Below are 20,093 nucleotides of genomic sequence, written 5' to 3' on the forward strand. Positions count from 1 at the left end.
ACCGCTTCTAGAACCTGAAGGACGAAAACGATGATCTTGACCATCATCTTTTCTACCTCCGGTGCGACGGGGGCGGCCCATCCGCCCCCTCCATCGCCAGACAAATATGCAGACTTTTCTGCATTTTTGCAAGCGCGAATGCGGAAAAATCAGCATTTTTGTTAGAGGGTTTGTGCGGCGCGGGCGATGGTTTGGCTGCGCGGCGTCGGCTGACTAGACTCCCTCTCGCGTTCCTGCTTTGTTCCATCCATGTCGGCCCCAGATCTAAAATCCCTGCAACATGAGCCCGGCTGGCATTGGGCTGTATGCCCGGCGTGTAATCATCGCCGGCCTCTGGCCATCGCGCCGTTCGTGATCCGATGGGGGCCGGATGCGTCAGGCGAGGTGCTGCGACGGAGCTTGGTTTGCGAGCGGTGCGGGCACCGCGGCGCGCTGCTCTATCACCCGAGCTGGGTGGATACGGTGAGGGGGTGGGAGGCGTGGCCGGGCCCCGAATAACCCTGGTTCAAATGAACCACTACACAGTCGTTGGCTGAGGTTTTCTGCGGGTTTCAGAGTAGTCGAAAGTAGCACAAAATCGCCGCAACTCATTGATATTGCTCACAAGCCTAAGCCCTTTCACGGCGGCGACAGGGGTTCGAATCCCCTACGGGACGCCATTTTCCACAATTCCCCCAGATCGATGGCTGCGAAGGCGGAAAGGCCGGATTTGTCGGTGCCCCCCCGACCGCGGCTGTTTCATAACATGGGGCACCACGCGCTTCGCGCCGTGCTGTGCGTTAAGATCCCTGATTGCTGGTGGCGATGCCGATATTGGTGATGCCGGCCTTGCGGGTCAGGTCCATCACATTCATCAACTGTTGCAGCGTGGTGCCCTTATCGCCGGCGACGATCACGTCCGTGTCGTTGCCGGCCTTTACGCCCTGGAGGTAGGTCTCCAGCGCATCCGGGCTCATCACCTGATCCTTCACATGCAGATTGCCCTGGGCGTCGATGACGATCACGACCTGGGTATGCGGCAAAGGCTGGGCGGTGGAGGCGCCGGGCAGCGACAAGGTCACGCCTGAATCGGGGATCATCCGCAGCACGATCATCACGAAGAACACCAGAAGGAACATCATGATGTCGATCATCGGCACGATTTCCAGGCGGGGCTTCTCCCGCGCCAGCGAGTCGCGGCGTCTGCGCACGGCTTAAACTCCCCAGCCGACGCGCGACACCAGCAACCCGCCGGTGAGAATGATCAGTCTGCCGAATTGTTCCAAGATGCGTACTCCTAGCGGGAATATGAACGTAGTTGCGGCGCGGCTTCGATCAGGGCCGCGGTGTAACGGTGCTGCGGGGCCTCGATCAGTCGGGCCGTCTCATTCATCTCGACGATACGCCCCGCATTGAGCACCGCGATCCGGTCCGCCATGTAGCTCACCACGGCGAAATCATGACTGATGAGAATATAGGACAACGCATCGCTCTGTCCGAGATCCTTGAGCAAATTCAGCAGCATCGCCTGGGTCGAGACGTCGAGCGCCGAGGTCGGCTCGTCGAGCACGATTACCTCCGGCTCGGCCGCCAAAGCGCGGGCGATGGCGATGCGCTGCGCCTGGCCGCCTGAGACGGAGCTGGGCAGGCGCAAAGCCAGTTCCGGGTTCAGCCCAACCCGGCCGAGCAGTGCCGCCACCCGGCGGCGCGTTTCCGCCTGGCTGATCCGCCCCTGCAGGCGCAGCGGCTCGGCCACGATGTCGCCGATGCGCAGGCGCGGATTCATCGATTCCCGCGGGTCCTGGAACACCACCTGAAGGCGCCGGCGCTGCGCCCGCCGTTTGGGCCCGCGCAACCCTGCCAGATCATGCCCGTCCAACAGCACGTGGCCCCCGTAGGGGATCATCTGCAGCACGGCACGGCCCAAAGTCGATTTGCCGGACCCGCTTTCCCCCACCACGCCCAGGCATTCGCCCTTGCCCAGTGAGAACGCCACATCCTGCAGCGTGGGCGGCTGTTTGCCGCCGGTGCCGAGCCAGCCGCCTGCCCCGGCGTAGCGCACCGAGAGGTCTTGAACCTCGAGCTGCGGGGCATAGTTGCGCCCGGCCGGCTTGGCGAGCGGCGCCGCGTGGAGGACGCTTCCGGCCGGCAACGGGAACAAACAAGCGGCCGCGGTGCCGCCATTGGCGACAAAAGCCGGATAGGCGGCATCGCAGGCCGGCTGATGGTAGGCGCAGCGCGGCGCGAAGCGACAGCCCGCCGGCCGCGCTTCCGGCTCCGGCAACTGGCCGGGAATGTTCTGCAGCCGCGTCTGGCCGAGGCGCGCCACCGAGTTCAGGAGCGCCGCACTGTAAGGGTGGCGCGGATGTGCGAAAAATTGCCGGGCGCTACCGAACTCCACGCTGCGCCCGGCGTACAGCACGTGGATCGCGTCGGCATGTTCCTCCACCACGGAAAGATCATGGGTGACGAACAGCACGCCCATCGCGTGTTCACGCCGCAGCTTGGCGATCAATTGCATGATCTGCCGGGCGATCAGCGGGTCGAGGCCGGTGGTCGGCTCGTCGGCGATCAGCAGTTTCGGCGCGCAGGCCAGCGCCATGGCGATCATCACGCGCTGGCGCATGCCGCCGGAGAACTGATGCGGATAATCGTCCAGCCGCTGCGCCGGTTGGGGGATGCCGACTTCGCCCATCAGGTCCAGTGCGCGCGCCCGCGCGGCGCGGATGCTGCCGCCCTGGTGCACGCGCCAGGCTTCCTGGATTTGCGCCGCCACCGTGCGTGACGGGTTGAGTGCGGCCAGCGGGTTCTGGAACACCATGCCGACATCGCGGCCGCGCACGCCGCGCATCGCCCGGTCATCCAACGCGGTCAGCTCGGTGCCGGCCAGCTGGATGCTGCCCTGCACCCGCGCGCCTCGTGGCAGCAGGCGCATCACCGATAACGCGGCGATGGTCTTGCCGGACCCGCTCTCGCCGACCAGCGCCAGCATTTCGCCGGCGCCGATGGTGAGGTTCAGCTCATCGAGAATCGCCACGTTGCCGGCGCGGCCGCGCGGCAGCGAGACCGACAAATTTTCGAGTTTCAGCACGTCGCTCATCGTCCGTTACCCCAACGCTGCAGCAATCCCTGGCCGGTGAGCGAGGCCGCCAGCAGCGCGCCGAACACCAGCAGGCCGGGCGGCAGGATCAGCCACCACGGGTCGAGGGCAATGATATCGAGGGCGGATTCCAACAGGCTGCCCCAGCTCACCTGCGGCGGCTGCACGCCGAGGCCGAGAAAGCTCAAGGCGGACAAGGCGAAGATCGAATCGCCGATCATGAAGGTGCCGTTCACCACCAGCACCGGCGCCATCACCCGCACCAGGTGCATGCGGGCGATATAGAAGCGCCCGCCGCCGAGCTGTTCGGCGGCGAGCACGAAATCGCGCCCGCGCTGCGCGCGCGTCTCGTTGCGCACCAGGCGTGCGAGGCCGGGCCAGGAGATCAGGCCGAGCAGCAAAATCAGGCTGGTATTGTTCAGCGTCACCAGCGACGCGAAGAAGATCAGAATGACCAGGCTGGGCAGTGCCAGAATGGCATCCAGCAGCCGCATCATCACCCGGTCCGCCCAAGCGGGGCCAAGCCCGGCCGTAAGCCCGTAGGCGATACCCACGACGAAGGCCACGGCCGCCGCCGGCAGCGCCACCACCAGCGTGGCGAAGCCGCCGGAGAGTAACAAGGCGAGCTCGTCCCGGCCGAGTTCGTCGGTGCCGAGCGGAAACGCCCAGCTCGGCGCCTGCAGCGCATGATCCGGATGGATCGCGAACGGATCGGGCGGATATAAAAATGGCGCGACGAAGCCGATGAAGAGGATCAGCCCGGCGATCGCCAGGCCGGCGACCAGCGTGGAACGCTGCGTCACCCACGCGACCCATCGTCCCAGCGGCGCCGCCGGCAGGCCCTGCGCGGGAATGATTTGTTCACTCATAGCTTGCCCTCGGGTCCAACAGGCCGTTCACCAGGTCGGCGAGCAGATTGCCGAGCACGGTGAGCAGGCCGATGATCAGCACGATGGCGATCAAGACCGGATAATCCTGCGACAGCGCCGAACGCCACATCAGCCAGCCAAGGCCGGGATAGTTGAAAACGGATTCGACGATCACGCCGCCGGTGAAGATGTAGGGGAAGGACAGGCCGATCATCGTCACCAGCGGGCGCAACGCGTTGCGCAGCACATGGCCGAACAGGATGGAAGGGAAGCGCACACCTTTCGCCATCGCCGTGCGCACATAGTCCTTGCCCAATTCCTCGCGCACCGCTTCACCGAAATAGCGCGACAGCGAAGCGACGGTGAGCAAGGTGATGGTGGTGACCGGCAGGGCCAGATGCGCGATGTAGGAGCCGATGGACGGGTGTACCGCGCGCAGATCGGTGATGCCGCTGGCCGGAAACAAAGGGAGCTGTACGGCGAACCAGAGCACGAGCATGGCCGCGACGAAGAACGGCGGCAACGCGTAAAACCCAAGCTGCAACGCGCCGATGAGTTTCGCCGGCCAGCGCCCGTAATACACACCCTGCAACAGGCCAAGGCCGATCGATAGAGCGGTGCTGATGACGATGGCGGAGATGTAGAACACCAGCGTGTTCCGCTCATATTGCCAGAGCAGCTGCCCGACCGGGCGGTTCAGCAAATAGGAATAGCCGAGTTGGCCATGCAGAAGATGCCACCACCAGATGGCGTATTGCTTCCAGAGCGGCGCATCGAGGCCGAGTCTGGCATTGAGTTGCGCGACGGAAGATGCGGTCGCCTTCATGCCGAGAATGGAATAGGCCGGGCCGCCGGGCGTGAGATGCGCCATGACGAAGACCAAAGTCACCAGGATGACGATGGACAGCGACGAGGAGGCCAGGCGGGTCGTGATCATGCGGATCATGATTTTGTGCCTTCCGCAGTGCAGGTGAGTCGGTCGGGATAATAATTGCCGGCGGCATCGACGAAGGCACGCACGCCATGAATGTTGGCGCGGGAGAGAACGAGGGCCTGCTCACGCTCCAGGAAAATCACCGGCTGTTGCGCGCTGGCGTAATTCTCATAGGCATAGAGCCCGGACAGGCCCGGGGTTTCGGTGCTTTCTTTGATCAGCCGGTCCATCTCCGGGTCGGAATAGCCGCCCTGATTCATGGCCGAACCGGTACCAAACAGATCTTCACCGGACGGATAGCCGCCGGTGCTCTCGCCGAGCGCGGCGGCCTGCCAGTCCGCCGTCGGGTTGTTGAGCAAGGCCAGCATCTGGTTGAACTCGATTTCCCGCACCTTCATCTGGATGCCGATTTTCGCCAGGCCCGCCTGCGTCACTTCGGCGATCTGCTGGTTCAACGCATCGCCGGTCAGCAACAAATAGGTGAAGGAGAGTTTTTCGCCGTCCTTCTGCATGATGCCGTCCGGGCCTGGGCTGTAGCCGGCTTCCCGCAACAGCGCGCGGGCCCGGGCCGGGTCATAGCCCACGGGATAACGCCCGGCCTTCATCTCCGGCGACAGGAAAGTGGGCGGCATCGGCACGATGGGGCCGTAAATCTCCACGCCCAGCCCGTGGTCGATCAGCCGGACCATCGTGGCCTGGTCGATCGCATCCGCCATCGCCTGGCGCACCCGCGCGTCGCGGAAGAACGGCACCTTTTTGTTGCGGAAATTCAGTACGATCTCGTTGTAACTGTTCCCGGGCGGCAAAATGGTCAGTTTCAACCCGGGCAGATGCTGCACCGCGCCCCAGAGCGAAAGCGGCGCGTTGGCCATGTCGAGATCGCCCGCTTCGACGCCCTGCAGCGCCGCGCCGGCGCTATCGAGAAATTTGAAGATCAGGCGGTCGAAATGCAATTTTTGCCCGTCATAGGCCGGGTTCGGCACCAGCACGAGATCGAGCCCGATATCGAGGCGCACGGCCTGCATCGGTCCGTCGACAATTTTGAAGAATGAAGGCGAACTCTGCGCCTGGAAAATCTGGTCGGTCGTGTATTTGCCCCAGGAATGCTCCGGCAGAGGCTGGAGCTGGCTGAGTCCATTATAAATGAACCAGGTCGGGTTGACCTGATGCGTCAACACCACCCGGAACTGCGCCGGGCTGATGATCTCCAGCGACTTCACGATGTCCGGCATGCCGCCCGCGCCGTACCCCGCATAAGTGGTGCCGAATGCCTTGATCAGCCTGAATGTATAAGCGACATCCGCGGTGGTAACCGGCGCGCCGTCCGACCAGCGCCAGGGGCGCAGCGTGACATCATAGGTGGTGCCGTTATCCGGCGTGGTGATGGCGTTGGCGATGCTGCGCGACCAGTCGATCTGCGCGGTGGAGGCGTTCAGCCAGATCAGCGGTTGGTACAGCAGGCTCGCCGCCTGCTGGTTGTACAACGACGTGACCAGCAGCGGATTCATCGACGTGATGTCGTCGCTGCTGGCAACGCCGACGCCGGTCGGGATCACGATCGTCCCGCAATTATCCGGCGCCGGCATATCGGCGTGGGCCGCCGGCGCGCCGGCCAAGGCGGCCGCCAGGACGACAAATTTCAGCGTGCGGTGCAATAGAGCTTCTCCGGCGCCCAGGCGCCGAGCGGGTTCATGAAGTCCTGCACGCCATGCAGCCCATCGCGCACCAGCACCGAATAGCGATCGTTCGGCAGAAAAATCACCGGCTGCTGAGCGCTGGCATAATCCTGATACGCGTTCAAACCATCGAGGCCCGGCACATCGGTGCTCTGCGCGATCAAGCGGTCCATCTCGGGACTGGAATAGCCGTTATTGTTGTAGAAGCCGCCGACCTTGAACAGCGCCTCGCCGGAGGGATAGGCCGACAAATCCTCGGCGATGAGGATCGCCTCCCAGGCCTGCGGCTGGCTCACCATCTGCGTCAGAATCTCGTTGAATTCCTCCTGATGCACTTTCATGTCGATGCCGACGGCGTGGAGATTTTGCTGGATGGTTTCCGCCATCTCGATGCGCAGCGGCTGGCCCGCAGGAATCAGCAACGTGAAAGCCAGACGCTGTCCGTTCTTTGTCAAAATCCCGTCTGCACCTGGCTTGAAGCCGGCTTCGGCCAGCAAGGCGCGCGCCTTCGCCGGATCGTAACCGACCGGATAGTTTCCGGCTTTCGCCGAGGGTGACAGGAATGTCGGCGGGTAGGGCGGCACCGGGCCGCGCGTGATCACACCCTGACCATGCATTGCCAGGTCGATCATCTGCTGCTCATCGATGGCATCGGCGATGGCATCGCGCACCCGCACATCGGCAAAAAACTTCGTGGCGGGATTGCCCATGTTGGGAATCAGCTCATGCCAGGAATAGCTCGGCGGCAAGGTGACGACATTGTCGCCCGGCAGGGTTTTGGCTTTGTCATACAGGTCGAACGGCACGTTGCTCATGTCGAGATCGTGCGATTGCACGGCCTGCAGCTCCTGCCCTTCGGAATTCTCGAATTTCATAATGAAACGGTCGAAATGCATCTTGTCTCCGCCATAAAGCGGATTCGGCACGAATTCGGCATCGACGCCGACGACCAGTTTTTTGACGATGAGCGGACCGTCGACGGTTTGAAAGAATGACGGGCTGCTCTGTTCCTGCCAGATCTCGGCCGTGTCGTATTTGCCCCAGGCATGTTCCGGTAATGGCTGCAGTTGCGAGAGGCCGTTGAGGATGAACCATTGCGGATTCACCACATGCTTCAGAACCATTGTGAAATGCCCGGAATCCTGCGCGGCAAGCGACTGCACGATATCGGGCATGCCGCCCGCACCATAGCCGGCATAACTCGTGCCGAAAGCTTTGATCAGCCGAAAGGTGTAGAGCACATCTGCACTCGTCACGGGCACGTCATCCGACCATTTCCACGGGCGCATCGTCACGTCATATGTCCGTCCGTTATCACGCGTGGTGACGGCGCTGGCGATGCTGCGGCCCCAGTCGATCTGATGATACCGGTTGATCCACAGCAAAGGCTCGAACATCAGCTCCGCTGCTTCCTGATTATAGAGCGAGGAGATCAGCAGAGGATTGAGCGACGTGACGTCCGCCCCGGGGCCAATGCCGAGACCGGGCGGAATGACGATCGTGCCACAGTTCTGCGGTCCCTGCGCAGAGGACGGCAAAGGCGCGGTGGTTGATGCCAAAAGAATCAAGAGGGCCAAAAAGCCAGATTTCATAGACGCGATTGATCCGAAACGAGGCGCGGCCAAAAGAGCCGGCGCACATTAAATTTCTATCCGCAACAATAAGCAATAGAAAGATGTTCGGCCGGCTGAATTTTTTCTCTCGATCGGGACCAGGAAAGCGTGCGCTTGATGCGGCATGTCGTGGTTCCCATCAGGAACGTCATTGACGGTTGTCGCTGGTCGCCTATGCGGTGGATCGCGGAAAGCTGGCGATAGCGGGCGGAGCCGGGGGAGCGGCGATCATGTCAGTCGCCGGCCAGCGCCTCGAGCGTGGCGCGGTCGCTCACCATGCCGGAGGTGGCGCGGATGCGCTGGGTGATCTCGCGCTTATAATGCAAGAATTCCGGCGCGAGCTTGAGATCCTGGGTGCGCGGCGGGAGGGAAATATCCCACACGCTGTCGATATGGCCCGGATTGGGCGCCAGAACCACCACGCGGTCGGCGAGATACACCGCCTCCTCCACGTCATGGGTGACGAACAGGATGGCGCTGCGCTCGATTTCCTTCACATGCAGGATCAAATCGTGCATCACCTCGCGGGTCTGGGTGTCGAGCGCGCCGAAAGGTTCGTCCATCAGCAGAAAATCCGGTTGCGCCATCAGCGCGCGGGCGATGGCCACGCGCTGGCGCATCCCGCCGGAGAGCTGGTCCGGCCTGGCGTCGCGCACGCGGGACAGGCCCATGAGGTCGATGAGCAGATTGGCCCGGCGGACCGCCGCGCCGATCGCCGCTTGGCTCTGGTCCTTGGCGAAGCTTTTGAGGGTGCGGCAGAAGCGCACATTCTCCACCACGCTGAGCCAGGGATAGAGGCTGTAATCCTGGAACACCATGGCGCGGTCGCGGCCCGGTGCCGCGATGGGGGTGCCGTCGATCTCCAACGCGCCGGAGCTGCGGGTCTCCAGCCCGCCGATGATGCGCAGCAGCGTGGATTTGCCGCAGCCCGAGGCGCCGACGAGGGCGACGAATTCGCCGGTCTGCAAAGTGAGATTGATGTCGCGCAGGGCCTCGAAAGAGTCGAAGCGTTTGGCAAGATGGCTGACCAGAAGCGTGCTCATTTTGTTGCCCTCATTTCTTCGCCCAGGGAAAAAGCCTGCGGTGGAGGAAGCGCAGAGACTGGTCCGTGACCAGGCCGATCAGCCCGATGGTGATGATGCCGACGAAGATGCGGTCGGTCTGCAGGAAGCGCTGGGCCTGCAGGATGGCGTAGCCCAGGCCGGAATCGGCCGCCACCAGCTCGGCGACCACGAGATAGGTCCAGGCGAAGCCCAGAGTCAGGCGCAGCGTGTCGAACATGCCCGGCATGGCGGAGCGCAGCAGCACCTTGTGCACGATCTCGCCATTGGTCGCCCCCAGCGTGCGCGCCGCCTCGATCTGCGACATCGGCACGCGCGAGACATCCTCGGAGATCATCAGCACCATCTGGAAGAACGTGCCCAGCCAGATCAGCGCGATCTTCGAGGACTCGCCGATGCCCGCCCATAACAGGACCAGCGGCACGAAGGCCACGGCCGGCAGATAGCGGGAGAATTCCATCAGTGGCTCGAAGAAGGCGCGCACCGGCCGGTAGGCGCCGATATACAGGCCGAGCGGCACCGCCATAACCGCCGAGAGAGCGAACCCGGCCATGACGCGATAGATGGAAATGCCGGTATCGGCGAGCAGATTATCCTGCGTGGCCCATTGATAGGCTTGCTCCGCCACCGCCACGGGGCCGGGCAGGAACAGCGGGTCGACGGCGCCGCTCGCCGCGACCGCCCACCACGCGCCGAGCAGCAGCGCGAAGCTGGTGACGGCGATGAGCCGGTAGAGCCGCTTGGAGAGCGTGCCGCGGACCGTCCAGATCGGCGGGTTAAGCGCCTGTTGCGGCGCGCTTACTCCCGCCAGCGTGGAAAGCGATCGCGCGCCCGGAAGAAGCTCAGATCGTGATTCGGCCATAATTCCGCTCCTGCCTCTTGTGCCAGTCGTTTCAGCCGCCGGATGGAGGCGAGCGCGTCCGTCTCGTCATCGCGGTAGCAAAGGCCTGGGGCGATTTCGTCTTCCAGGTTTTCGGTCAGATCCGCGGCGTCGCCGCAGAGCAGAATGGGCGCGCCCCTGGGCAGCTCGATCAGCATCGACATATGCCCGGCGGTGTGGCCCGGCGTTTCGATGGCGCGCACGCCCGGCACGAGGTCATATTCGCAACAGGCGCAGCGCCAGGATTTCGCGGGCGCCAGATCGTCGGCGAAATAGCCATGATCGGCCGGTTCGCGCGCCGCCGCCAGCTCGCGCTCATGCACATGCAGCTCGGCATGGCAGAAATCATGCAGGCCCCCGGCATGGTCGAAATGCAGATGGCCGAGGAACACCACATCCACATCCGTGGCCGCGAGCCCCAGCGCGGCCAGGCGGGCGGGGAGCCGGTCTTCCGCGCGCATCACCGGCGGGCTGCAGTTAAGAGTGCTGTAATGGCGTTCGCGCAGCGCCGGGTCGTCGAGTTTCCGGTAGTCGCAGCCGACATCATAGAGGATGCGGCCATTCGCGGTCTCGACGAGATAGGCCAGAATCGGCGCTTCGATCGTCACGCCATGGCCGCGGTTGCGGGTGGAGACCGTCTTCTCGTAGCTGTAGGTGCCGGTGAGGAGCGGCCAGAATTTACGCACCTGTGTCATTAGACTGCCGTCAGGAAAGAGACGCCGACGGCGCCGACGAAGCCGGCTGCGCGGTCGCCTTCGGCGGTGACGGCGCCGTAATCGGGGTCCGTGACGCGGCGCAGCCGGTTGCGGTGATAGCTGCCGATGAGTTCGCGCGCGGTCAGGATTTGGGTGTGGTCATCGCCATAGAGTTTCCCATGAAGTCCCGGAAGATCATGCCAGGGCACGGCCGGCCGCGCATGGTGGGCGTTGTGATAGGCGAAATTGAGGGTCAGCAGGTTGAGCAGCGGGTTCGAGATAGAGAGCACGTTGGAGTAGGTGTTGGCGTGCTCATAGGCGCGGTCGCGCACCAGCGCGGCGGGGGTCGGCGCGAGGTCGTGCGCGGCATACACATCGTAGGTGTGCTGGAACGCATCCATGAAGCGCAGCACTTGCAGAAAGATGAGATAGGCGGCGGCGTAGAACAGCAGCGCCTTGGCCGCCACGCCGGCGAGCAGCGCGAAGAACGCCAGCCGTGACGCCAGCATGAGCAACGCCCGCTTTTGGCGCGCGGGTTCCTTGCGGGTGAACTGCGACATGATGACGAAGCCATGCATGATCAGCTCGACCGCGGGGATGTAGGCCCATTCCAGGGCCAGCACGAGGCGCGTCACCCAGCCCGGCTGCCGGCGCAGAAACGCCCGGTAGTCGAAGGTCACGACGTCCAGCCGGTCGGCATGATGCCGCAGATGCTTCTCCTTGAGGCCCGCATAGGAGGCGAAGCACGCGCCGGTGATCCACGCCGCGATTTCCCCGGCCCGATCATTCGCCTGTGGTTTGGCGAAGATCGAGCCATGCGCGAATTCGTGGATGAAATAGGCGGCGATGACGAGCGTATGCGCCACCAGCAGCATGCCGAGCAGGTTAGCGGCGAGGCTGGGGACCGTGATGAGCCACAGCCCCGCCCCATAGCAAGCGGCGGCGTAGAGCAGCGCGGCAAAATTCGGCGCCGCGCCGTCTTTATAGCGAAACAGAGAAGTTTTGCTCATTTCGCGTGCGCCAGGGCGTCAACGAAGCTGGCATCGTAGGTCACGGCGATCGGCGGCACAGTCTGGATCTGCCCCTCGGCCTTCAGCAGCTTGCCGATGACCGGGCCGGTGACCCAGAAGGAGGGCAGTTGGTCGGATTTGGCGAGCACGGCGGGCATGGCGTCCAGGCCCGGATTCTCCACGCCGGCGAGCTGCGCCTGGACATCGCCGACGCCCTCGCCCAACGCCTGGCCGATGATGGCCTGCGCGTCGGCGGGGTTGGACTTCATGTATGCTTCGCCCTCGACGAACGCCTCGATGAAATCGGTGACCCCGGCCGGATCGGTCTTGAGGAATTTCGGCGACATCACAAGCACGTCGGTGATCAGCCCCGGCGCCTGCCGGGAGGAAAACAGCACGTGGAACTTCTTGCCGTTATCGGCCTGCACGATGCTGGTCACGCTCGGATCGTAGGTCACGCCGGCTTTGGTGGAGCCGCCCACCATGACGCCCGGCACGCCGTCGGCCGGGACGTTGACGGAGGTGACGTCGCTCTTGGTCAGCCCGGCCTGCTTGAGGGCATAGCCGAGCAGAAAGTCGGACGGGGAGAGCGGGGCATAGGCCACCTTCAATCCCTTGAGCTGGGCGACCGAGGTGATGTTGTCCGTGGACACGATGGCATCGGCGCCGGCGGAGTAGTCGATGGGCATCACCACTTTGAGGTTCCAGCCCTTGGCGTCGCTGCCGATCACCTGGTCGTAGGTGAGGGTTGCGGCGGTGACCTGCCCGCCATAGACGGCGCCGGGCATGGCGGCGTTGTCATTGAAATTGACGAGGCTCACATGCAGCCCGTGCTGGGTGAAGAAACCCTTGGCGGCGGCGACATAGATCGGCCCATAGCCGATCCAGGACACGGCGCCGAGCGTGATGTTGGTGGCGGCGCTGGCGGCATGGCTGCCGCCGGCCAGCAGGGCCAGCGCGGCAGCGGCGCCGGCCAGAGTGCGGCGGCGCGGGAAAGCGGCGCAAGAGAGGCGGGAGCGAGCGGTCGGCATGGTTTCTTCCTTATGACGGTTACCGGTAGAAAAGCGCTGTAAAAGATTATTTTATAATCAACATGTAAGTAATTAAGGCATTTTTGTAGTCGACACCTAACGGCCCTCGAGAATCTGCTTATTTTTAGATCATACAAAAGCAGTAGCCAGCGCATATTCTCAAGAACATGGTTTGCTTTGCTCAATAACTTTCTGATATTTGCAAGTAATGCCGCGTCAGCCGCCCTTCACCGGGAATATTTCCGACGTCGACATTCGGCTGCTGCGGCTGTTCGCCACGGTGGTGGAGTGCGGCGGCTTTGCCGCGGCCGAGGCGCAATTGCAGACCGGGCTTTCCACCATCAGCAAGCATGTGAAGGAACTGGAAATCCGGCTGGGCGTGACATTGTGCCGGCGCGGCCGCGCCGGCTTTGCCCTCACCGCGCAGGGGCGCGAGGTGAGCCAGGCCGCCCAGCAGCTTTTCGGGGCGCTGGAAAGTTTCCGTTACCGCATGAACGACATCCACGCCGAGATCGTCGGCGAGTTGAATCTCGGGATCATCGACACGCTGGTCACCGACCCGCAATTCCGCCTGACCCAGGCGCTGGCCGCGGCCAAGCGCCGGGCGCCGCGCGTGCAGGTGAATATTTTCGTCGACCCGCCGAACCATTTGGAGAAGGCGCTGCTGGACGAGAGCCTGCACGCCGCCATCATTTCCGTGCGCCAGCGCCTGCCGGGGCTGGATTACCGGCCGCTCTACAGTGAAATGAATAATCTCTACTGCGCCGAGACGCATCCGCTCTATCCACGCTGTCCGGACGAGGCGAGTGAGGCGGAACTGGCGTCGTGCGAACTGGTGGGGCGCGCCTATGCCGCGCAGGAGGAAGCGCGGCGGCTGTTCGGCCAACTGCCCCGCACGGCCAGCGCCAACGATGTCGAGGGCGTGGCGCTGCTGGTGCTGACCGGCCGCTATATCGGCTATTTGCCCGACCATTACGTGGCCGCCACCAAATTCCCCCTGAAGCTGCGGCGCGTGCTGCCGGCGCGTTTTGGTTATGGGGTGGAGATGGAGCTGGCCACGCGCGCCCGCTTCCATCACCCGCCCTCGGTCGTGAATTTCCTATCCGACCTGGTGCGTGAATACGGCGCCGATGGGCCACGCGTGAGCCCCTGAGGCGCGCCTGACCGATCGGCGCATATCAAATCGCATGACGGCCGCTTATGGGCCACCCCCACCATAGAGCCGTCATGCGATCAGACGGCTAGAATCAGGACACGCCACAGGACACAAAAAGTCCAGCTCAAGACAATCAACTCAAGGTTTTTGGGTTTTTTGTTGAATTTATTTGTAACGATAGTAAAACGATTATAAAATTGTCGATTTTTGGCGGTGGTTTAACGGCGCTGATGATCGGGTGATCTGATCTAAAGGTTAAAATCTAAATCAGTGAAAATGCGCGGCGTGGAACCGAGCGATGCTGACCTCCGCAATGTTACGAGGGCTGGGGACGGCCGTTGGAGCTGTCACCGGTGCCGGCTTAACGGTCTGGAGCATTTCCATGTTTTTTGCGGCCATGGTGAGAGCCGTTTCCATCATCTTCAGGTGTGGGTGCCCGGACGGTTCTGGGATTAGCTATAAAAACGGTGTGATACAGAAAGGCCCGGCCGTCGCGGCAGCAATTTGCGCGCTGGGGCTGAGTTGCGGCCCGGCCTTCGGGCAGACGGTGGATACCGGGACGATCGACACCGTCACCCTCGCTTATTCGACGCTGGATTACGGGAGCACCGGGACCTTCCTCACCGGCATTCGCGACGGCACGCTGACCGGCCAGTACATCATTCCCGGCAGCGGTGCGAATGGCGGGCTGATCTATTCGACCGCGAACAATCAATGGACCGCCGTGCCCGAGCCGACAGCGAACGGCGTCAATTTCCCCGGCGCCATCGACAACACGCCCTATGGGCCGAGCTTCGGTTCCTATGGCGGCATCCTGCGTCTCGTCGGCACGTATCAAACCACGGAAACGGCGCCGTACGGGCCCGGCTATCTTGACGATTCCATGGCCCCGCCCGGCCGGAACATCACCACCTTGCAATATCCCAGCATGTCGGGCGACACGACGCTCTTTACCATCGCCCACAGCACCTTCGGCGACCAGATCGTCGGCAATTACGATACGCGGCTCGCGACCGGAAACGCCTTCATCTACGACATTTCAACAGGGACCTACACGACCAACAACAAGCCGGGCGCCGTCAGCACCACGGCCTACGGCATTTGGGGGAATTTGATCGCCGGCGGTTACACGGAGGCCGGACCGGGCGGCGGGCCGGGGCCGTCGCATGGCTATATCTACAACGAGACGACCGGCATCTGGACGAGCTATGATTATCCCGGTGCGGCGACAACGCATTTTGAAGGCATCACCGGCGGCGGGCAGGCCGGGACCTATAATCTCGTCACCGACTGGACCGATGCGAGCGGCGGCGCGCATGCCGCGGTGCTGCATATCGCCGCCGACGGCAGCGCGACCTGGTACAATATCGCCGTGCCCGGCGCTGTGGTGACCTCGGCGAACTCGGCCTACGAGAATGAAATCATCGGCGTCTACACCAATGCCAGCGGCCTGGTGCAGGGCTTCACGACCGTGGTGCCGGGCATCTACACCCCGCTCGAGAACAGCGGCACGATCGTGACCAGCGCGCCGGGCGCGGCGGGCCTCACTGCGGTGCCCGGCGAAGACGTGCTCAATACCGGGCTCATCACCACCAGCGGGGCGCGCAGCCCGGGCATCGTGGCGGACACATTCGGCGTCGTCACCAACCAGGGCGAGGTGAGCGTGAGCGGGGCGGGGAGCGCGGCGGTGGCGATGAACGGGGCGGAGGGCACGCTGCTCAACGCCGGCCTGCTGCGCGCCGCGCCCGGAGGCGACGCGATCGCGACGGGCCCGACCGCATCGGGCAGCCTCGTCGTCAATACCGGGACCATCGACGGACCGGTGGCGTTCCTCGCCGGCGCGCAGGGGCGTTTCGAGAATAGCGGCTGGCTTGGCATCAGCGCGCCCGGCGTCGGGGTGACGCACGCGATCCAGGGGGCTTTCGCGCAGACGGATGCCGGCACGCTGCTGCTCCGGGTGGGCGCGGACGGCAGCCACGATGCGCTTGCGATCACCGGTTCGGGCCAGCTCGCGGGGACGTTGACGCTGGCGCCACAGCCCGGCCTCTACGCGGCGCAAACTTCGTATGCTGGCCTCGTGACGGCGAGCGATGCGCTGTGGGGGAGTTTCGGGGCGGTCGATTCCACCTCGCCCTTCTTTCGCGCCGGCCTCACCATGGGCTCCGACAATGTGGCGGGCGCGCTCACGCGGATTCCGTTCAACGGGTTCCCGGGCCTCACGCGCAACCAGGCGGCGGTGGGCGGCGCGCTGGAGGCGGCTTATCAGGCGATGCCGGATCCGGGAACGGGGGGCACGAGCGCGGGCGGGGCCTTGTTCGGCGGCCTGTTGGCGACCCAGGCCGACGAGGCGGCGATTCCGGCCGGTTATGACGCGCTGAGCGGGGCCGGCCTCACCGGCGCGCAACAAATGAGCCTCACGACCAACGCGGATTTCATCGAGGCGATCCGGCGCGAAGGCGCGTTTTGGCTGTCCAATGCGGACCCGGGCGGCAAGGGCGGGCCCAACTCCTGGAATGGCCCGGGCACATGGCGCAGCTGGGCCGAAGCGACGGGCGGTGCCGGCACGCTGAATGGCGACCCGGCGACGGGCACCCAGAACCTCTCGATGAACGACTGGGGCTTTGCCGCCGGGCTTGCTTACGAACCCACGGCAGACACGCTCATCGGCGCGGCGGTGGGCGGTTCATCTTCGAGCTATTCGGTCGCCACGCTGGGAACTAGCGGCACCGCGCCTGGTGTCCAGGCCGGGCTCTATGCGTTGGGCCGGTGGGGCGGGCTGTATGCCCTGGGCGCGCTCGCCTATGGCCATTACCACGTCGTTTCCTCGCGCGACGTCTCGGGCCTCGGGTTTGGCGCTGTCGCCAACAGCAATTTCAACGAGACGGCGCTGACCGGGCGTGTGGAAGGCGGGTATGTGTTCCAGACCCGCAACGTCAATGTGACGCCGTTCGTGGCCTATGAGGGCGGTGTGTTGTGGCAGCCCGCATTTTCAGAAAATCTGGCAAGCGGCGACCTGCCGGTGGGGCTCGCGGTCGACGGGCAGACGACGGCCTCCCAGCAGAGCTTTCTCGGGGTGCAGCTCGACCACATTGCGCCGCTCAACGAACATTGGAGTTTCGAATATGCCTCCCGCGCCTCCTGGGTGCATGAGTTCGACACCCGGCGCGGCCTGACCGCGGGCTTCGCGGCGAGCCCGGGGGCGAGTTTTTTCGTCGTCGGCGCGCCCGCAGCGAGCAATGCCGCGCTGCTGACGAATGGGGTCTATTTCGTGCGCGGATCTATGACATTGTTCACGGCGTTTGTCGCCGACATTTCCGGGAATGGGCACGCGCTGGGCGGCAATGTGGGGCTGCAATTGAAATGGTAGCCGGGCGCGATGATGGATGCCGGGTGAAATCGCCGCAGGCTTCATTGCCATAGCCCGCGCCGGCGATTTTTGGCGCTGTCTTGGAGCAGCCTACTTTCTGCCATTGTTCCGATCCCACTACGCCGAAAATGCAATGATCGGAAAAATGCCGATCTCTCAAGGCGCTGTCTGATTGCGATGGAAATATCTCGGACAGCCCCTTATTTTTAAAGAACCCAGTTTCATCGAAGGAGATCGCCGCGCGCCATGGCCACGCCGCGCCCTTTGCCCCGCAGCGGGATGCCGGCGAAATCCCCCGGTGCCGAAGCCGCGCTTGCGCCCTACCGCGCCAAGCGTCGTTTCGGCCAGACCGCCGAGCCCAGCGGCGCCATTGTGCTGCCCGCCGGTGCCCGCTACCTCATCCAGAAGCACGATGCGCGGCGCTTGCATTATGATTTTCGCCTGGAGCTGGACGGCGTGCTGCTGAGCTGGGCCGTCACGCGCGGTCCGAGCTACGACCCCCATGACAAGCGCCTCGCCGTTCGCACCGAGGATCATCCGCTGGACTATGGAAATTTCGAGGGCACGATCCCGCAAGGCCAGTATGGCGGCGGCACGGTGATGTTGTGGGACACCGGAAGCTGGGAACCGCTCGGCGATCCGCATGAGGGGCTGGCCAAGGGCAAGCTCGCCTTCCGGCTGCACGGCAAGCGCCTGCATGGGCGGTGGGCGCTGGTGCGCATGCGCCCCCGGGACCGCGAGAAGACCGAGAACTGGCTGCTGATCAAGGAACGGGACGAATTTGCCGGCACCGAACCGGACCTGCTCGACCGCGAAACCAGCTCCGTGCAGTCCGGCCGCTCGATGCCGCAGATCGCCGCCGGCGCCATGCCGGCACCGACGGCACCCCGCGCCAAGGGCGACCCGCCCGCCTTTGCGCCGCCCGCCCTCGCAACGCTGGTCGAGGCCCCGCCCGCGGGGAAGGATTGGCTTTTCGAGATCAAATATGACGGCTACCGCGCGCTCATCGCCGCCGATGGCGAGGCCGTCCGCATCTATACCCGCTCCGGCCTGGACTGGACGGACCGTTACCCCGCCATCGCCGCCGCTGTCGCGGCGCTCGGCCTGCCAGCCACGCTGCTGGATGGCGAGATCACCGTGATCGGCCGTAACGGCGTGACGAGTTTCGGCGCCCTCGTCGCCGCGCTGGAAGGCAGGAGCCCGGCGCCGCTCTCCTGTTTTCTGTTCGATATCCTGGTCCACAAGGCCAAGGATGTGCGCCAACAGCCTTTCACGCGCCGCCGCGCTTTGCTGCAACGCCTGCTGGGCGCCCCGAAGCCCGAGGCGCCGCTGCAGCTCAGCGAGAGTTTTTCCGGCGACGGCAACAAGCTGCTCGCCGCCGCCTGCGCGCATGGGCTGGAAGGGCTGATCGCCAAGCGCGCCGACGCCCCCTACCGCCCCAGCCGGCATCTGGATTGGCTGAAGATCAAATGCCGGCAGGGCCAGGCATTCGTGATCATCGGCTTCGCCCCGTCCACAAAACCGTCCCGCCCGTTCTCCTCCTTGCTGATGGGCGTGCGGGAGGCAGGTGGCCTGCGCTATGCCGGCCGCGTCGGCACCGGATTTTCACAGGACACGCTGGGGCAGCTCGCCGCCTGGCGGGATGCAAACCGCCGCGACGATCCGGCGTGCCCCGTGCCCGCGTTGTTGCGCCGGGGCGTGGTCTGGGTGAAGCCGGAGCTTGTTGCCGAGATCGCCTTTGCGGACTGGACGCAAGACGGGCTGATCCGCCAGGGCCGCTTCATCGGCCTGCGCGGTGACAAGCCCGCAACGGAGGCTCGCGAAATGCCCAAGTCCGACGCCGTGCCGCACATCACCCATCCGGACAGAGCGATTTATCCCGAGGCCGGACTGACCAAGGCGGATCTTGCCGCCTATGTCCAGCGCGCCGCCCCGTTGATGTGGCCCTATCTGAAAGACCGGTTTGTGTCCCTGGTGCGCTGCCCGGACGGCGTCGGTCCATCCTGTTTTTTCCAGCGTCGCCTCGCCGCCGGTTTCGGCAAGGCGTGGGGTGAGCAGGAAGTTTCCGGCGCCGGCGGCAAGACCGGGCGCTATATCTATCCGCAGTCGCAGGAGGCGCTCATCGATGCGGTGCAGATGGGCACGCTGGAATTCCATCTCTGGGGGGCCCGGCGGGACAAGCCGGACATCCCGGACCGGCTGGTCTTCGACCTCGATCCCGACCCCGATCTGCCCTTCGCCGAGATCAGATCCGCCGCCATGCGCCTGCGGGAGGTGCTGGCAGCTTTGGGCCTGGAGAGCTTGCCTTTGCTCAGCGGCGGCAAGGGCATCCATGTGGTCGTGAAGCTGCGGCGCCAGCATGATTTTGCCACGATCAAGGATTTCTGCGGCAACATCGCGCAGCGCCTGGCGGCGGATGAGCCGGCGCGCTTCGTCGCCACCATGAGCAAGGCCAAACGCCATGGCCGCATCTTCATCGATTATTTTCGCAACGAGGCGGGGGCCACAGCGATCGCTCCCTATTCCCCGCGCGCGCGGGGGGCGGCGAGCGTCGCCTGGCCGTGCCGTTGGAGCGCGTTGGCGCAGTATGAGGCCGCCGATGCCATGACCATCCCGCGCGCGCAGGAAGCGTTGCAGACGCACACCGATCCCTGGGCCGGTACCGAGCCGCAGAGTCTTTCCGCCGCCGCCCTGCGCGCCGCCGCGGCGCGCTGAGCGGCTG

General features: G+C 64.4%; 14 protein-coding genes. 3 read left to right on the forward strand and 11 right to left on the reverse strand.

Annotated elements, in window-relative coordinates:
- Window positions 1-779: 779 nt before the first annotated feature.
- The 11 genes from VNC39_RS13880 to VNC39_RS13930 form a co-directional block, all read right to left on the reverse strand.
- The gene (locus tag VNC39_RS13880) at window positions 780-1,190 is read right to left on the reverse strand and encodes an ExbD/TolR family protein (protein WP_325400209.1); all 411 of its coding nucleotides are present in this window, start codon (window positions 1,188-1,190) and stop codon (window positions 780-782) included.
- A gap of 86 nt (window positions 1,191-1,276) precedes the next feature.
- Entirely contained in the window at window positions 1,277-3,079 is a 1,803-nt protein-coding gene (locus tag VNC39_RS13885) for an ABC transporter ATP-binding protein (protein WP_325400211.1), read from the reverse strand.
- The gene (locus tag VNC39_RS13890; RefSeq protein ID WP_325400213.1) at window positions 3,076-3,948 is read right to left on the reverse strand and encodes an ABC transporter permease; all 873 of its coding nucleotides are present in this window, start codon (window positions 3,946-3,948) and stop codon (window positions 3,076-3,078) included. The genes VNC39_RS13885 and VNC39_RS13890 overlap by 4 nt, the downstream gene beginning before the upstream one ends.
- Window positions 3,941-4,894 carry an ABC transporter permease gene (locus tag VNC39_RS13895; protein ID WP_325400215.1) on the reverse strand — a complete coding sequence of 318 codons (954 nt, stop codon included), beginning with the start codon at window positions 4,892-4,894 and terminating at the stop codon, window positions 3,941-3,943. Before VNC39_RS13895 ends, VNC39_RS13890 begins: the two co-directional genes overlap by 8 nt.
- Complete coding sequence (locus VNC39_RS13900; RefSeq protein ID WP_325400217.1) at window positions 4,891-6,537, reverse strand: peptide ABC transporter substrate-binding protein; 1,647 nt, start codon at window positions 6,535-6,537, stop codon at window positions 4,891-4,893. Before VNC39_RS13900 ends, VNC39_RS13895 begins: the two co-directional genes overlap by 4 nt.
- Window positions 6,522-8,117 carry a peptide ABC transporter substrate-binding protein gene (locus VNC39_RS13905; RefSeq protein ID WP_325400219.1) on the reverse strand — a complete coding sequence of 532 codons (1,596 nt, stop codon included), beginning with the start codon at window positions 8,115-8,117 and terminating at the stop codon, window positions 6,522-6,524. The genes VNC39_RS13900 and VNC39_RS13905 overlap by 16 nt, the downstream gene beginning before the upstream one ends.
- Window positions 8,118-8,404: 287 nt before the next feature.
- Window positions 8,405-9,214 carry an ABC transporter ATP-binding protein gene (locus VNC39_RS13910; RefSeq protein WP_325400221.1) on the reverse strand — a complete coding sequence of 270 codons (810 nt, stop codon included), beginning with the start codon at window positions 9,212-9,214 and terminating at the stop codon, window positions 8,405-8,407.
- Window positions 9,215-9,224: 10 nt separating this feature from the next.
- The gene (locus VNC39_RS13915; RefSeq protein WP_325400223.1) at window positions 9,225-10,094 is read right to left on the reverse strand and encodes an ABC transporter permease; all 870 of its coding nucleotides are present in this window, start codon (window positions 10,092-10,094) and stop codon (window positions 9,225-9,227) included.
- Window positions 10,031-10,807 (reverse strand): N-acyl homoserine lactonase family protein, encoded by a 777-nt coding sequence (locus tag VNC39_RS13920; RefSeq protein ID WP_325400225.1) that lies wholly within the window; start codon window positions 10,805-10,807, stop codon window positions 10,031-10,033. The genes VNC39_RS13915 and VNC39_RS13920 overlap by 64 nt, the downstream gene beginning before the upstream one ends.
- Window positions 10,807-11,817 (reverse strand): fatty acid desaturase, encoded by a 1,011-nt coding sequence (locus VNC39_RS13925; protein ID WP_325400227.1) that lies wholly within the window; start codon window positions 11,815-11,817, stop codon window positions 10,807-10,809. The genes VNC39_RS13920 and VNC39_RS13925 overlap by 1 nt, the downstream gene beginning before the upstream one ends.
- Entirely contained in the window at window positions 11,814-12,848 is a 1,035-nt protein-coding gene (locus VNC39_RS13930) for an ABC transporter substrate-binding protein (RefSeq protein WP_325400229.1), read from the reverse strand. Before VNC39_RS13930 ends, VNC39_RS13925 begins: the two co-directional genes overlap by 4 nt.
- A gap of 208 nt (window positions 12,849-13,056) precedes the next feature.
- Here VNC39_RS13930 and VNC39_RS13935 point away from each other — a divergent pair, with 208 nt between their 5' ends.
- From VNC39_RS13935 to ligD, 3 genes are all read left to right on the forward strand, one after another.
- Entirely contained in the window at window positions 13,057-14,001 is a 945-nt protein-coding gene (locus VNC39_RS13935) for a LysR family transcriptional regulator (protein ID WP_325400231.1), read from the forward strand.
- A gap of 472 nt (window positions 14,002-14,473) precedes the next feature.
- Window positions 14,474-17,371 (forward strand): autotransporter outer membrane beta-barrel domain-containing protein, encoded by a 2,898-nt coding sequence (locus VNC39_RS13940; RefSeq protein WP_325400233.1) that lies wholly within the window; start codon window positions 14,474-14,476, stop codon window positions 17,369-17,371.
- Between the two features lie 246 nt (window positions 17,372-17,617).
- Window positions 17,618-20,086, forward strand: a complete 2,469-nt coding sequence (gene ligD / locus VNC39_RS13945; protein ID WP_325400235.1) for a DNA ligase D — start codon at window positions 17,618-17,620, stop codon at window positions 20,084-20,086.
- Window positions 20,087-20,093 lie beyond the last annotated feature (7 nt).

Origin of the sequence: Acidocella sp. (genome assembly GCF_035535915.1) — a bacterium.
Taxonomy (GTDB): Bacteria; Pseudomonadota; Alphaproteobacteria; order Acetobacterales; family Acetobacteraceae; genus Acidocella.